14 protein-coding genes are annotated in these 14,355 nt (G+C 72.7%); 10 read left to right on the forward strand and 4 right to left on the reverse strand.

The window, feature by feature from the left end:
• Nucleotides 1–1,065, reverse strand: a 1,065-nt coding sequence (locus tag VR44_RS24140; protein WP_045949683.1) for an N-acyl-D-amino-acid deacylase family protein, incomplete at its 3' end; no start/stop codon positions are given.
• Nucleotides 1,066–1,087: 22 nt separating this feature from the next.
• Complete coding sequence (locus VR44_RS24145; protein WP_045949684.1) at nt 1,088–2,368, reverse strand: alanine racemase; 1,281 nt, start codon at nt 2,366–2,368, stop codon at nt 1,088–1,090.
• 305 nt (nt 2,369–2,673) lie between these two features.
• On the opposite strand from VR44_RS24145, the gene VR44_RS24150 reads away from it, so the two are divergent.
• Nucleotides 2,674–3,081, forward strand: coding sequence for a RidA family protein (locus VR44_RS24150; protein WP_045949685.1), 408 nt, complete (start codon nt 2,674–2,676; stop codon nt 3,079–3,081).
• Nucleotides 3,082–3,154: 73 nt separating this feature from the next.
• On the opposite strand, the gene VR44_RS24155 is transcribed toward VR44_RS24150, so the two are convergent.
• The gene (locus VR44_RS24155) at nt 3,155–4,492 is read right to left on the reverse strand and encodes a M14 family metallopeptidase (protein ID WP_045949686.1); all 1,338 of its coding nucleotides are present in this window, start codon (nt 4,490–4,492) and stop codon (nt 3,155–3,157) included.
• Nucleotides 4,493–4,629: 137 nt separating this feature from the next.
• The gene (locus VR44_RS24160) at nt 4,630–6,327 is read right to left on the reverse strand and encodes a chitinase (protein WP_045949687.1); all 1,698 of its coding nucleotides are present in this window, start codon (nt 6,325–6,327) and stop codon (nt 4,630–4,632) included.
• A gap of 399 nt (nt 6,328–6,726) precedes the next feature.
• Between VR44_RS24160 and VR44_RS24165 the strand changes: the two genes are divergently transcribed.
• The 9 genes from VR44_RS24165 to VR44_RS24205 all read left to right on the forward strand — a co-directional run.
• Nucleotides 6,727–7,617 carry a hypothetical protein gene (locus VR44_RS24165; protein ID WP_045949688.1) on the forward strand — a complete coding sequence of 297 codons (891 nt, stop codon included), beginning with the start codon at nt 6,727–6,729 and terminating at the stop codon, nt 7,615–7,617.
• 39 nt (nt 7,618–7,656) lie between these two features.
• Nucleotides 7,657–8,358, forward strand: coding sequence for a Flp pilus assembly protein CpaB (cpaB, locus tag VR44_RS24170; RefSeq protein ID WP_045949689.1), 702 nt, complete (start codon nt 7,657–7,659; stop codon nt 8,356–8,358).
• A gap of 7 nt (nt 8,359–8,365) precedes the next feature.
• A complete protein-coding gene (locus VR44_RS24175; RefSeq protein ID WP_045949690.1) occupies nt 8,366–9,643 on the forward strand; it encodes a CpaE/TadZ family protein in 1,278 nt (425 codons plus the stop codon).
• A gap of 3 nt (nt 9,644–9,646) precedes the next feature.
• Nucleotides 9,647–10,018 (forward strand): TadE/TadG family type IV pilus assembly protein, encoded by a 372-nt coding sequence (locus VR44_RS24180; RefSeq protein ID WP_045949691.1) that lies wholly within the window; start codon nt 9,647–9,649, stop codon nt 10,016–10,018.
• Complete coding sequence (locus VR44_RS24185; protein WP_045949692.1) at nt 10,015–10,398, forward strand: TadE/TadG family type IV pilus assembly protein; 384 nt, start codon at nt 10,015–10,017, stop codon at nt 10,396–10,398. Before VR44_RS24180 ends, VR44_RS24185 begins: the two co-directional genes overlap by 4 nt.
• 2 nt (nt 10,399–10,400) lie before the next feature.
• Nucleotides 10,401–11,750: a TadA family conjugal transfer-associated ATPase gene (locus VR44_RS24190; RefSeq protein WP_045949693.1), complete on the forward strand. Its 1,350-nt coding sequence runs from the start codon at nt 10,401–10,403 to the stop codon at nt 11,748–11,750.
• Complete coding sequence (locus VR44_RS24195; protein ID WP_045949694.1) at nt 11,747–12,685, forward strand: type II secretion system F family protein; 939 nt, start codon at nt 11,747–11,749, stop codon at nt 12,683–12,685. The genes VR44_RS24190 and VR44_RS24195 overlap by 4 nt, the downstream gene beginning before the upstream one ends.
• Nucleotides 12,686–12,715: 30 nt before the next feature.
• A complete protein-coding gene (locus VR44_RS24200; protein ID WP_045949696.1) occupies nt 12,716–13,606 on the forward strand; it encodes a DUF5936 domain-containing protein in 891 nt (296 codons plus the stop codon).
• 2 nt (nt 13,607–13,608) lie between these two features.
• The coding region (locus tag VR44_RS24205; protein ID WP_045949695.1) for a histidine kinase dimerization/phosphoacceptor domain-containing protein at nt 13,609–14,355 on the forward strand (747 nt) is incomplete at its 3' end.

A 14,355-nucleotide genomic window follows, 5' to 3' on the forward strand; every position in this document is an offset into this window, starting at 1 on the left:
GACCAGGTGCGCGTACGCGGGGTCGGCCGTCCCCGACACCTCCACCGCCGACCAGTCCACCGGCACCCCGTGGCAGCCGTCGGACCCCTCCACCTCCAGCGCGTACCGGATCCGCGCGGCGGTGCCCCCGTCGGCCAGCCGGGCCAGGAGCGCCCCGGGCCCGCCCTCGTGCGCCCAGCCGGGCAGGAGCGCGGAGAGGCTGGTGCAGCCCGGGGTGTAGGGGTAGCTGTCGAGGCTGACGTCCACCCCGGCGGCGAGCGCCCCGTCCAGCAGGGCCAGCAGCTCGGGGGCCCGGCCCTCGTTCTCCGCGAAGTTCATGGTGGCGTGCGCGAGGTGCAGGGCGCAGCCGGTCTCCCGGGCGAGGCCGAGCATCTCGGCGTACGCGGCGAGGGCGCCGCGCCCGTACGAGCGGTGGTGCGGGCAGTAGTAGCCGCCGTGGTCGGCCACGACCGCGCACAGCGCGGCGAGTTCGGTGCCGGAGGCGTACATGCCGGGGGTGTAGGTCAGCCCGGAGGACATCCCGACGGCGCCTTCCTCCAGCCCCTCGGCGACCAGCCGCCGCATCCGGTCCGTCTCGGCCGGGGTGGCCGGCCGGTCCTCCCACCCGAGCACGTACGCCCGTACGGTGCCCTGCGGCACGAGGTAGGCGGCGTTGACGGCCACGCCTGCGTCCAGCCGGCCGAGGTACTCCCCGACCGTCCTCCAGTCGAAGTCGACGTCCTCCCCGGCCCCGTTCCACCCGGCGATCGCGGTCCGCACCTGCGCGAGGGTCCGCTCGTCCACGGGCGCGTACGACAGCCCGTCCTGGCCGAGGACCTCCAGGGTCACCCCCTGGGCGGCCTTCGCGCTGTGGTCCGGGTCGCGGAGCAGGGCGAGGTCGCTGTGGGCGTGCATGTCGACGAAGCCGGGCGCGAGGACGAGCCCGTACGCGTCGACGGTCCGGCGCCCGCCGCCGGGCAGCCGCCCGACGGCGGCGATCCGCCCCTCGTGCACACCGACGTCGGCGAGGAAGGACGCCCCGCCGGTCCCGTCGGCGACCCGGGCCCCCCGGATGACCAGGTCCACGGCCCGTTCCCGTCCCCGTTTCCTAGAAGAAGGTACGGACGTACTCGCGGACCGCCCCGTCGGCGCTGACGACGGGGATCAGCGGCCACTTCTCGAAGATGGTGCAGGGGTGCGACATCCCCAGCGCCACCCAGTCGCCGACCTGCACGTCCTCGGCGGAGTCGGTCTCCAGCCAGGCGTGCTGGTCGGACAGCTTCACCACCCGCACCCCGGTGGCGGGCCGCTCCTCGCCCGTGAACGCGTCCCGCACGAGCTCGGCCTCCGGCAGCCCGAGGTCGTAGGCGATGTCGCGCTTGCCGGCGTTGACGAAGGCCTGGTCCGGGGACGGACGCGACACGACCTGGGTCCAGAGCCGGAACGCGGGGCGCAGCCCGCCCTCCTCGGGGACCCGGTTGAAGGGGGTGAGCCGGGTGTACCAGCCGTGGTCGTGGGAGACGTACGCGCCGGAGCGCAGCAGCTTGAGCACGGGCCGGGAGAGCGCGGGCAGTTCCCCGAAGACGTCGGCGACGGCGTCGAACCAGGCGGACCCGCCGGCGCTGACGACGATCTCCTCGACGTCCTCCGCGAACCGCCCGGCCTTGTCGAACTCCACGGCGAGGCCGGTGAGCCGGCGCAGCCAGGCGTGCACCTTCTCCGGGTCGGCGTCGGGCACCTCCGCCTCGTACCCGGCGACGCCGACGAGGCGCAGGGTGGTGGTGGCGGCGACGGCGTCGGCGACGGCCCGGCAGTCCTCGTCGCTGCGGGCCCCGGTACGGGCCCCCTCGCCGGCCCCGAGCTCGACCACGACGTCCACCCGGGCGGGCTGCCCCTGGAGGGCCCGGTCCATGAGCCGGACCCCGCGCACGGAGTCCACGTAGCAGACGAACCGGAAGCCGGGGTCGGCCGCGAGCTCGGCGGCGACCCAGCGCAGGGCGGCGGGGTCGACGAGCTCGTTGGCGAGGAAGATCCGCTGGATCCCGAAGGCCCGGTAGACGCGGGCCTGGTGCGGTACGGCTGCGGTGATGCCCCAGGCGCCGTGGTCGAGCTGGCGCTCGAACAGCTGGGGGGCCATGCAGGTCTTGCCGTGCGGGGCGAACGCGAGGTGGTGGCGGGCGGCGTACTCGCCGAGCACGGTGAGGTTGTGCGCGAGCGCGTCGGCGTCCAGGGTCAGGACGGGGGTGGTGAACCCGCCGTCGTACAGGTCCCTGGCCTGGGCGGCCAGTTCGCCGACGGTGAGGCCGGCGGCCTCGGCGTCCGGGGGGAGGCCCTTGAAGCGGTGGTCGACGGGTTCGGCGGCGAGGCGTCGGACTGCGTCGCTGGGCATGGGGGGCCTCCTGGTGGTGCGGGTGGTGCCGTTGGTGTAACACCGGGTACGACGAGGGGTCAACGGTGCCGGTTCCCTGGGGCTCCGCCCCGGACCCCGCGCCTCAATCGCCGGCGGGGCTATGAACAGCCCCGCCGGCGTTGAGGCGGAAACGGAGAAANGGGCGGGGCGGGGAGAGGCTCCGCGCAGCGGGACCCCACGGGACCACGGCCTCGCGGACCGCTCGAACGGTGGCCCTCGGTGGGCCGTACCGCTGACACCATCAGGAAGGCACACCCCATCGACCCCACCAGAGGACGGACCCCGTGAGCGAGAAGACCGCCGTCACCCCCGACTCCCACCCCGCCGCCCCCGCGAAGTTCTCGCACGGCGTGCGCAAGGGCAACATCCTCCAGGTCGCCGGCCAGGTCGGCCAGCTGCCCGCCGTCGCCGGGCAGGCGCCCGCCATCGCCGGGCCGACCCTGCGTGAGCAGACCCTCCAGACGCTGGAGAACGTCCGCTCCGTGCTGGAGGCCGGCGGCGCGAGCTGGGACGACGCCATGATGATCCGCGTCTACCTCACCGACACCGCGCACTTCGCCGAGATGAACGAGATCTACAACGCGTACTTCGACGAGCAGGCCGTCAAGGTCCCCGCCGCCCGCACCACGGTGTACGTCGGCCTCCCCGCCGGCCTGCTGATCGAGATCGACGCCCTCGCGGTCCTCGGCTGACCGGAGCACGAGGGAGGGGCGCCCCCCTGGCGGTGGGGCGCCCCGGGTCACCCGGCCGCGGCCGTGGCCGCGCCTACGCGCAGTACTGGGCTTCCTTGCCGATCGACCGGTACATGCAGTCCGCGTTCTCCAGCAGCTGCAGCACCGCGTCCTTGTTCCGTGCCGTCTCACGGTCGATGACCTCGTCGGGCGGGTAGAAGCCGCCGCCGCCACCCGTGTCGCTCGGGTACATCTCGAACGTGTAGGCGAAGATCTTCTGGTCGCCCCACAGCCAGTCGTCGATCGTGCCGTCGGTGATGTACAGGTCGCTGGACTGCTCCGGCGTGTAGCCGTTGCTGGCGGCCATGCTCGTGCCGATCTTCTTGTACACGGCGAGGTCGTCCGCCGTCAGGCCCGGCGCGGTGTCGTTGTACGTCCACCCGAAGGGCCACAGCACCAGCTCGCTGTACGTGTGGAAGTCGATGGCGGCCTTGATCTGCTGCTTGCCGCCGACGATCCGGCTGCGCACGAAGTCCGAGACCACCTTCACCTCGGGCGCCGACGCGGCCGACGGCCCGCGGTAGGTCTCGGAGCTCTTGCTGCTGCTGGAGCCGCCGCAGCAGCCCCACTTGTAGTCCCAGTTGCGGTTGAGGTCGGTGCCCACGGCCGTGGAGCCGGAGTTGGGCTGGCGGTTCTTGCGCCAGGAGCGGTAGGAGCCGGTCGCGATGTCGTACTCGCCGCCGTCCGGGTTGAGGTCCGGGACGATCCAGATCTCACGGTTGTTGACCATGTTGGTGATCCGGGAGTCGCTGCCGTACTTGGAGCCGAACTCCTGGAGCAGGTACAGGGCCATTTCCACGGTCAGGTGCTCACGGGCGTGCTGGTGGGCGGTGAAGAGCACCTCGGGCTCGTTCTCGTCCGTGCCGACGTTGTCGCTGATCTTGATCGCGACGATGTCCCGGCCCTGGTACGACTTCCCGATGACCCGCTTGCTCATGATGCCGGGGTACTGGGCGATCCGCTGGTCGATCTCGGCGCTCGCCTCGGCGTAGTTGTGGTACTTGGAGTCCGCCGAGGGGAAGTCCATCGGGCGGTTCGCGACCCCCCGCTCGGAGCGGTCGGGCGGGCCGGCCAGGGCGGTCAGCTTGTAGCCGCGGGCGCGCAGGGCCTTGGCCTGGGCCGGGGTGGCGCTGACCACGACCGAGCGGGCGTCGACCTCGTCGATGGAGACACCGCTGCTCAGCAGGGAGGTGCGTTCGACGGCCGTGGACGGGCCCTGGATCTCGTACTGGACGACCGACTCGTCCTGGGTGGCCGTCGAGGGGGTGGGCGGCGGGGCTGCCGTCGCGCTCATGCCGTAGGCGGGTGCGCCGAGCGCGAGCGCCAGCAGGGCGGCCGTGACGGCGGCCCTCCGGCGGGTGTGGAGCCGCATGCGTTCTCCTGGGTGGAGTGTGGGGGTAGCCGTGCGGACGCGCACAGCGTGCTCTTGTGGCATGTCCCGGTCAATAGCCCCAGGCGTACCCGGCACCACGCACCGGACCGAATCAGCCACCCCCACACACCTACCGCCTACGGCAGCCCGTGGACCTTCGGACCCACCGCGTTCGACCAGGTACTACCCGCCTTGGCGTCCCAGTTCGTCGACCAGGTCATGGCCCCGCGCAGCCCCGGGTAGGTCTTCGAGGGCTTGAAGGATCCGCAGTTCGTACCCCGGGCCAGGCAGTCCAGGGCGTTGTTCACGACCGTCGGCGAGACGTACCCGCTGCCGGCGCCGCTGGGGGAGGCCGGGACGCCGATGCCCACCTGCGAGGGGTCGAGCCCGCCCTCCAGCTGGATGCAGGCCAGCGCCGTCAGGAAGTCCACCGAGCCCTGCGAGTAGACCTTGCCGTCGCATCCGTTCATGGCGCCGCTGTTGTAGTACTGCATGTTCACGACGGTGAGGATGTCCTTCACGGCCAGCGCGGTCTTGAAGTACCCGCCCTGCGTGGACTGCATGTCGATGGTCTGCGGGGCCATCGTCAGCACCAGCGAGGGGCCGGCCTTCGCCGCCAGGGCGCGCAGCGCCTGGGTCATGTAGGTCGGGTCGAGGCCGTTCTCCAGGTCGATGTCGATCCCGCTGAAGCCGTACTCCTGCATCAGTGCCCAGGCCGAGTTCGCCAGGTTCGTCGCGGAGGCGGAGTCATTGACCGAGATCGTGCCCTTCTCGCCGCCGATGGAGAGGGTGACGGACTTGCCGGCCGCCTTCTTCGCCGCGATGTCCGCCTTGAACTGGGCGACGGTGTAGCCGCCGAGGCCGGCCGAGTCGAGGTTGAAGGTGATCGCGCCGGGCGTGGTCGTGGCGTCGGCGAAGGAGACGGCGATGATGTCGTACTGGGCGGAGACCTCGGAGAGCTTCTGGACGGTCGCCCCGTTGTTGAAGTTCTGCCAGTAGCCCGTCAGCGCGTGCTTGGGCACGGACGGGTTGGGGTTCGGGTTGCCCCCGCCGCCGGTGGTGGTGCCGGTGACGGGCGGGGACTTGGGGCCCTCCCCGGCCGCGTTGTACGCGCTCACCTGGAAGGAGTACGAGGTGGCCGCGGCGAGCCCGGTGATCTGGGCCGGGGCTGAGGTCACCGTCTGGACGCGGACGCCGTCCTGATAGACGTAGTAGCCGCTCGCCCCGCTGACCGCGTTCCACGAAAGGGTGAGCCCGTGGTCGCTCTGGCCGGAAACCGTGGCCGCGGCGGGGGCGCCCGGGAGGCTCGGGCCGGGGTCGGTGCCGCCGCCCCCGTCGGGGCCGAAGACGCTGAACTCGTCCACGAGGTAGGCCGGCTGGCCGTACCAGCCGTGTGTCCAGACGGTGACCTGGGTGGTGCTCGGGCCGGTGGTGAAGGTGGTCGACAGCTTCTGCCAGCCGCCGCCCGAGCCGGGGGTCCAGGTGGAGACGTCCTGGGTGCCGGTGCCGGTCGCGCCGAGGTAGACGTACGAGCCCTGCACCTGGCTGCTGAGGGTGTACGTGGAATTCGGCTTGACCGTGACGGTCTGGCTGCACTGGGCGTTGTCCTGGCCCGCCGGGGTGGCGCGCAGCGCGCCCGAGCCGGCGTAGACGGGCGAGGGGACGACGGCACCCGAGCCGCCGGAACAGGTCCAGCCGGTGAGGCCCGACTCGAAGCCTCCGTTCCGGGCGACGTTGACGTCGGCGGCCTGGGCGGTGCCCGCCGCCAGGGCGGTGAGCCCGCCGGCGGCGAGGGTGACGGCGACGGGCAGGGCGAGGGAGCGTATGCGGTTCACGTGGGCTCCGTGGGGGGAGTGAAGGGGTGGAGCGGAAAGGAGTTCGAAAAGGGGCCTGAGGGAGGGGGAGTGGGGTTCCCCGCGGCCGAGGGCCGGCGCTCGCAGCCAAGTTGGTCCAGACCAATCCCGGTGTCAAGAGTGTTTGCGAAGTGGCTTGAAACGAACGGGCTTCGGATCCCTGTTGTCCGGGTTTTTCGCTACCTGTGACATGTGCTTAAGGCATGGGAATCTCCAAGGCCCTGACCAGCCAGGGGTGACGCGGATATGGTGCTGGGGCAAGGGGGAAGGCGCGTCGGGTGTTTGCGGTCGCGCAGTGCCGTGCGCGCGCCCGAGGGTGCGTGCGCGTACGTGACGGCCCGGGGAACGGCCGTCGCGTACAGGGTGAACGGGGGGATTCGCGTGCCGACCGCCATCGCTGTCACCAGTGCCGATCTGGTGCTGCCCGCCCCCGACCGGCACACCCCGGGCGCCGCCGTCCTGCGCCCGCCGGGCGAGGCCGGCCTGGAGGCCGCGCTCGCCGAGACCACCGCCCTGCTGGAGCGGCACGGCCACCTCGTGGCCCTCGTACCGCCCTGGCTGCCCCCGGCGACCGTCCGCCGGCTGCACACGGTGCGGGCCATCCTGGAAACCGACCGGATCGCGCTCCTCGACATCGACCTCCCGCCCCTGGGCACGGCCGTGCTGGCCCGCCAGCTGCGCCAGCTCACCGTCAGCGACTTCAGCCCCGGAGTGCTCGCCTCCGCCGCCCGCCTGCTGTCCCACTACATCTACGCGGGCGCCCTGCTCGGCAGCGTCGCCAAACTCGACCGGATCCCCGTCGGGCTCAAGGCCCACGCCCGCTCCTGGTCGCCGAGCGCCCAGTTCGCCGTACTCGCCCACCCGCAGCCGCACCTGGCCCGCCTCGGCGCCGCCGCGGCCCCCGCCCACGGCGGCGTCCTGCCCCCCGGCCCCGCCTTCGCCACGCACCTCACCTTCGCGCGCGGACAGCTGTCCTCCGACTGGGTCACGGCCGAACTGGCCCCCGCCTGGAAGGTGCAGGGGGTCATGGAGAACCCCCTCCCGGCCGACTCCGCGCGCTGGTGGGCCACCCCCAAGCTGGTCGAGTTCGCCGCCGCCATCCCGGACGTCTCCGTCCTCTACCAGCTCGTCGCCTCGGTCCGCCGCGAGCAGTGCCGCTGGTGCGGCTTCGAGCTCATCGGCGACCGCTGCGGCTTCTGCGCCGCCCCGCTCGCCGCCCCGCCCCCCGAGGACGGCGCCGCCCCCAGGGCCCGCGCCGCAACCGGCTCCTGACCGCCCGAACGAACGAAGAACCGCGAGGTACGACGGCTCATGAACTCACGCCAGCGCCGCGGCGTCATCCTGCTGCTCCTGTCGGCCGTGTGTGCCCTCGCGGCCTTCGCCGGGGTGCTCGTGGTGATCGGCGACGTCAACTCCAAGGTCGGCGCCGAGGTCGTCGCGTACCGCGTCAAGGGTGACATCGCGCCCTATAGCGCCCTCAGCGCCGGCCAGTTCGAGGCGGTCAAGGTCCCCAAGCGGTGGCTGTCGGACACCGCCGTCAGCGACCTCGGGACCCTCCGGGGCAAGATCGCGCTCACCACCCTGAAGAAGGGCTCCCTGCTCCAGAGCGACATGTTCGTGGACAAGCCGCAGCTCCAGCCCGGAGAGCAGGAGATCGCCATCATGATCGACGCGGCCACCGGAGTGGCCGGCAAGATCACCTCCGGCGCCAAGGTCAACATCATCGCCACCTTCAAGGGTGCCAAGGAGTCCGACCCCGCCCGCTCCGTGATCATCGTCGCCAACGCCCGCGTCCTGAACGTCGGCAAGCTCACCCCCCTCGACAAGGACGGCGACAAGAAGGGCCCCGCCGAGGCCGTCCCGATCACCTTCGCCCTGAACACCAAGGACACCCAGCGCGTCGCCTACGCCGAGTCCTTCGCGGAGCACGTCCGCCTGGCCCTCGTCGCCCCCGGCACCGACTCCGCCCCCGGCGCGGCCGACCGCACGTACACCCTCGACGGGGACAAGTGAGGCGCGGATGACCACTCGAATCCTCCCCGCGGCCGGCGACGCCGACGCCGCCCGCTCCATCGTCGCCCTGCTCAGCCAGCTCCCGGACGCCGAGCCCGCCCCGCCCGTCCCCGACTCCACCGCCCTGCTCGACACCCTGGGCCGGCTCGCCGCCGTGTCCGTCGACGAGCTCCCCGAGGTCGTCCTCGTCCACGAGCGGATCGGGCCCGTCCCCGCGCTGGAGCTCGTCCGCGAAGTCGCCCTGCGCTTCCCGGCGGTGGGTGTGGTCCTGCTCTCCTCGGACGCCGGGCCCGGGGTGTTCTCCGCCGCCATGGACTCCGGCGCACGGGGCCTCGTCGGACTGCCCCTGCACTACGAGGAGCTCGCCGCCCGGGTCGGCGCGGCCGCCCAGTGGTCGGCCGGCGTACGCCGCCACCTGGGCCGGGGCGCGGAGGTCTTCTCCGGCCCGGGCGGCCGGGTGGTCACCGTCACCGGCGCCAAGGGCGGCGTCGGCACCACCTTCACCGCCGTCCAGTTCGCCCTCGCCGCGGCCGCCTCCGGGCGCCGCACGGCCCTGGTGGACCTCGACCTCCAGGCCGGGGACGTCGGCTCCTACCTCGACGTCCAGTTCCGCCGCTCCATCGCCGACCTCGCCGGCATCCAGGACATCTCGCCCCGGGTCCTCCAGGACGCGGTCTACGAGGACCGCACCGGCGTGGCCCTGCTGCTGGCCCCGGCGGAGGGGGAGCGGGGCGAGGAGCTCGACGAACGGGCCACCCGCCAGGTCCTCAGCGCCCTGCGCGCCCGCTACGAGCTGGTCGTGGTCGACTGCGGCACCCAGGTGACGGGAGCCAACGCCACCGCCGTGGAGCAGGCGGACGTGGCGGTCCTCGTCACCACCCCGGACGTGGTCGCCGTGCGGGCCGCCAAGCGGATGGTCCGGATGTGGGAGCGGCTCCAGGTGCGCAAGGCGGAGGACACCGCGATGGTGGTCAACCGCTGGAGCAAGCACACCGAGATACAGCCCGCGCTGATCGAGAAGATCACCAGGACCCGCCCCACCCGCACCCCGGTCCCGGCCGCCTTCAAGGAGCTCCAGGGGGTGGTGGACGCGGGCCGGGTGCAGGACCTCGACAACCGCTCGACGGTCAAGCAGGCCCTGTGGGCGCTGGCCGGGGAGCTGGGCCTGCTGTCGGCCCCGCAGCAGCCGGGGGACCCGGTCCCGGCCCAGGCCTCCGCCGGCACGGCCGTCGCGGTCCGCGCGGCGGGCCCGGTCGCGCGGCTGCGGCGCGGCCGGGAGGGCTGACGGATGCGCCGATGGCCGGGGGAGCGGGAGCGGGACCGGGGGCAGGTGGCCCTGGAGTTCGTGGGCATGGTCCCGCTGATCCTGCTGCTCGTGGCGGCGGTGTGGGAGTGCGTACTGATCGGGTACGCCTTCTCGCTGGCCGGGAACGCGGCCGACGAGGGGGCGCGGGCGGGCGCGGTGCACGGCGACGGGGCCTGCCGGACGGCTGCCGCCAAGCACATCGGGGGCGCGTGGGGCATGCAGGCGGACTGCGGTCCGGCCGGGGACGTCTACAAGGCCACGGTCACGCTCAACATCCCGGTCCTCTACCCCGGCCTGAACTTCGGCGAGCTCACCGGCACCGGAGGTGCGGCGATGGAGAAGGAGGAGCCGTGAACCGGCACCGAGGGCGGCTCCGGCTCCGGCTCCGCGAGGACCGGGGCCAGGTGGCCCTGGAGTACATCGGGTTCATCCCGATCCTGCTGTTCGTCGCCCTGTGCGGGATCCAGCTGGGCTGGATCGCGTACGTCCACGAACAGGCCGACACCGCCGCCCGCACGGCGGCCCGGGTGGAGGCCAAGCACCCGGGCCGGGGAGAGGCCGCCGGACGCGCCGCCATCCGTGAGGGCCTGTCGGCGCAGATCTCCGTACCTCCCGGGGGCGACGCGATCACCGCCACGGTGACGATCAAGATCAACAGCATCGTGCCCGGTCTCGACATACCCGACGCCAAGGCCACCGCAGTCATGCCCAACGACGACCCGAAGGGACCGTGACCGTGAGCCTGCGTTCCCGGGTCAGCACCCCCGACGACCGCCACAGCCCCCGCGAGGACGGCCGGCTCGTCTCCACCTACCGCGCCAAGCTGCTGGAGGAGATCGACCTCGCCGAGATGTCCGCGCTCGCCCCCGCCGAGCGCCGGGCCCGCCTGGAGCGCGTCCTCGGCCACATCATCAGCCGCGAGGGCCCCGTCCTCTCCACCGCCGAACGCGCCCAGCTGATCCGGCGCGTCGTGGACGAGGCCCTCGGGCTCGGCGTGCTCGAACCGCTCCTGGAGGACGCCTCCATCTCCGAGATCATGGTCAACGGCCCCGACCAGATCTTCGTGGAGCGCGCCGGCCGGGTCGAGCAGCTGCCGATCCGCTTCGCCTCGCACGAGCAGCTGATGCAGACCATCGAGCGCATCGTCTCCACCGTCAACCGCCGCGTGGACGAGGCCAACCCGATGGTCGACGCCCGCCTCCCCAGCGGGGAGCGCGTCAACGTCATCATTCCGCCGCTGTCCCTCACCGGCGCGACCCTCACCATCCGCCGCTTCCCGCGCGCCTTCACCCTCCAGGAGATGATCGCCCTCGGCTCCCTGGACGAGCAGATGCTGCTCCTGCTGTCCGGGATGGTCCAGGCGCGGATGAACCTGATCGTCTCCGGCGCCACCGGCACCGGGAAGACCACCCTCCTCAACGCCCTCTCCGGTCTGATCCCGGAGGGCGAGCGCGTCATCACCATCGAGGACTCCGCCGAACTCCAGCTCCAGCAGGCCCACGTCATCCGCCTCGAATCCCGCCCGGCGAACGTGGAGGGCAAGGGCCAGATCACCATCCGCGACCTGGTGCGCAACTCCCTGCGCATGCGCCCCGACCGCATCATCGTCGGCGAGGTCCGCGGCGGCGAGACCCTCGACATGCTCCAGGCCATGTCCACCGGCCACGACGGCTCCCTCGCCACCGTCCACGCCAACAGCTCCCAGGACGCCCTGATGCGCCTGCAGACCCTCGCCTCCATGTCGGAGGTCGAGATCCCCTTCGAGGCGCTCCAGGACCAGATCAACAGCGCCGTCAACGTGATCGTCCAGCTCACCCGTTTCGGGGACGGCTCACGCCGCATCACCGAGATCTCCGTCCTCGACTCCCACGGCCGCGAACCGTTCCGGATCACCACGGTCTGCCGTTACGTCGCCCAGCCCATGGCCGCCGACGGGCGCGTGCACGGCTACTTCGCCTACGCCCCCCTCCCGCGCCGGATCGCGGAGCGCCTCTACATGAACAACCAGCCGATCCCCCAGGCCTTCGGGGTGGCCCCGCCGGAGGACCACCTCGACCCGCTCACCTCCCCCCGGACCGTCCTGTGACCAACCTCGTCCTCCTCACCCTCGGCGCCACCCTGCTGGCCGGACTGTTCGTGTCCCTCGGGGTGCACGCCTACTCGGCCGGCCTCGCCCAGCGCGCCGCCCTCATCGAACGCCTCGCCGCCGAAGGCGCCCCGGAGGCGCCCGGCCGCCGGCGCCGCTTCGCCGGCCTCGACCGGCGGCTGCGCAGGACGAAGCTCGGCCGGCGCATCGAGGTGAAGCTGGCGACCACCGGCCTCGACCTCACCCCGGGCGAGTTCTTCGCGTACATGCTGATGGCGGTCGCCGGCGTCTGGCTGGTCTCCGCCGCCCTCCTGGCGCCCTTCTTCGGCCCCGTCGCCGGCCTGATCGGCCTGTGGGCGGCGAACGCCTTCCTCAACTGGCAGCGGGCCCGTCGCACCGAGCGGTTCATCAACCAGCTGCCGGAGCTGGCCCGGATCCTCGCCAACGCCACCCAGGCCGGACTCGCCCTGCGCACGGCCATCGGGATCGCGGCCGAGGAGCTGGAGGCCCCGGCGGGGGAGGAGCTGTCCCGGGTCGCGGACCGGCTCGCGGTCGGTCACTCCATCGAGGAGGCGCTCGGGGAGATCGTGGAGCGGCTGCCCTCCCGGGAACTGGTCGTCCTCGTCTCCACCCTGGTCCTCTCGGCGCGGGCGGGCGGCGCCATCGTCGGGAGCCTGCGCAACCTGGTGGTGACCCTGGAGCAGCGCAAGGAGACGCGCCGGGAGATCCGTACGCAGCTCTCCCAGGTGACGGTCACCGCCTACCTCGTCCCGGCGATCGGCCTGGGCTCACTCCTCCTGGTCGACATGATGATGCCGGGCGCGCTGGACCGCATGACCGGCGCCCTGATCGGGCAGACCGCCGTCCTGATCGCCCTCGGCCTGTTCACCCTCGGCTTCGTCCTCATCCGCCGCCTGTCGAAGATCGACGTCTGACGGGAGGACGACGCCACCATGACCCCCTACCTGCCCCTCCTCCTGGCCGCCGTGACGGGCCTCGCGGTCTTCGGCATCCTCCACGGCATCCGCCTCTACCGCGCCGACGTGGAACTCCCCACCGACCTCGCCCTCGCCCTGGAGGTCGGCTCCTCCCGCACGACGGCCGTCGGCTCGGTGGTCGACCGCCTCGGCATCCGCTGGGCACCCCTCGTCCTGCGCCTGATGGGCCCCACGCGGGTGGCGCGCAAACGCGCCCAGATCGACCGGGCCGGAAATCCGGCCGGCCTGACCATCGACCGTTACGCGGCCCGGCGCGCGGTCTACGGCTTCCTCGGCGGCCTCGGCGCCCTCGCGATGCTCCTCAACGGCCAGCTGGTCGTCGCCCTCCTGATGGTCGCGTTCGGACTGTTCTGGATCGAGGCGGGCCTGTGGTCGGCGATCCGGGTCCGCCGCGACGACATCGAGCGCACCCTCCCCGACTTCCTCGACGTCCTCGCGGTCGTCGTCAGCGCAGGGCTCGGCTTCCGGCAGGCGCTGGAGCGGGTCGCGGCCAAGTACGAGGGCCCCTGGGCGGACGAGGTCCGCATCACCCTCCAGCAGATGGACATGGGCGTCAGCCGCCGCCAGGCCTTCGACGAACTGCGCCGCCGCAACGACAGCGAGCAGGTCGCCCAGTTCGTCACCGCCCTCCAGCAGGGCGAGGAACTCGGCTCCCCGATCGTGGACACCCTCATCGCCATCGCCGAGGACATGCGCCGCACGGACGCCCAGAACGCCCGCCGCCGCGCCGCCCGCGCCGTCCCCAAGGCCACGTTCGCGGTCACGATGTTCATGCTCCCCGGCACGCTCATCCTGCTGGTCTGCGGCTTCGTGTACGGGGCGAACGTGGACTTCGGCGCCCTGCTGGGCGGTGGCTGACGATGACGTCCACGGCCGCCCTCCCCGCCGTCGGCTCCCCGCTCCGCCTCCGGGCCAACGCCCTCCAGTCCCTCTGCCGCCAGGTCTTCGCCCTCCGCCTGGTGATGATCCCGCTGGGCGTGCCCCTGGCCCTTTCCCGTACGGCCCACGGCGCCCCCACGTACCTGGTCTCCGCCGCGGTCCTGTTCACCTTCATGCTCTCCTACGTCCTCTTCCGCGACTGGGAGCGCTTCGGCCCCCTGCTCCTGCGCCACCGCTGGCTGCTGGCCGCGGACATGGCCCTGGGCACCCTGCTGCTGATCACCGCCGGCCCCTCCTCCCCGCTGGGCCTGGTGGCCCTGGGCACCCCTCTGCTCGCAGGCCTGGTGTACGGCTGGCGGGGCTCGGCGGTCTACGCGGCGGCCCAGACGGCGGTGATGGCGGCACTCGGCGGCGGCCTGTCGCTCTCCCTCCTCTGCATCCTGTCGGGCGCGGCGGGCTCCTCCGTGCGCGACTTCCTGATCCGGCTCACCGAAGCGCGGGCGCAGCTGGCGGTGGCGGAGGCGATCCGCGGCGAACGCGACCGGCTGGCCCGGGAGATGCACGACTCGGTGTCCAAGACCCTGCACGGCCTGGCCTTGACGGCCGACGCCCTGACCCTCACCCAGGACCCCGCCACCATCCGCGTCCACTCCGCCCTCCTCGCGGAGGCGGCCCGCCGCGCGGTGACGGAGTCCCGCGCCCTCCTCACGGACCTCCGCGAGCCCCTC

The sequence above is a fragment of the Streptomyces katrae genome (assembly GCF_000966975.1).
Lineage (GTDB): Bacteria > Actinomycetota > Actinomycetes > Streptomycetales > Streptomycetaceae > Streptomyces > Streptomyces katrae.

Excerpts from the sequence above, each read along its gene's own strand:
- cpaB (WP_045949689.1), top strand. The coding sequence starts at position 7,657 with ATGAACTCACGCCAGCGCCGCGGCGTCATCCTGCTGCTCCTGTCGGCC.
- VR44_RS24180 (WP_045949691.1), top strand. The coding sequence starts at position 9,647 with ATGCGCCGATGGCCGGGGGAGCGGGAGCGGGACCGGGGGCAGGTGGCC.
- VR44_RS24175 (WP_045949690.1), top strand. The coding sequence starts at position 8,366 with ATGACCACTCGAATCCTCCCCGCGGCCGGCGACGCCGACGCCGCCCGC.
- VR44_RS24145 (WP_045949684.1), bottom strand. The coding sequence starts at position 2,368 with ATGCCCAGCGACGCAGTCCGACGCCTCGCCGCCGAACCCGTCGACCAC.
- VR44_RS24155 (WP_045949686.1), bottom strand. The coding sequence starts at position 4,492 with ATGCGGCTCCACACCCGCCGGAGGGCCGCCGTCACGGCCGCCCTGCTG.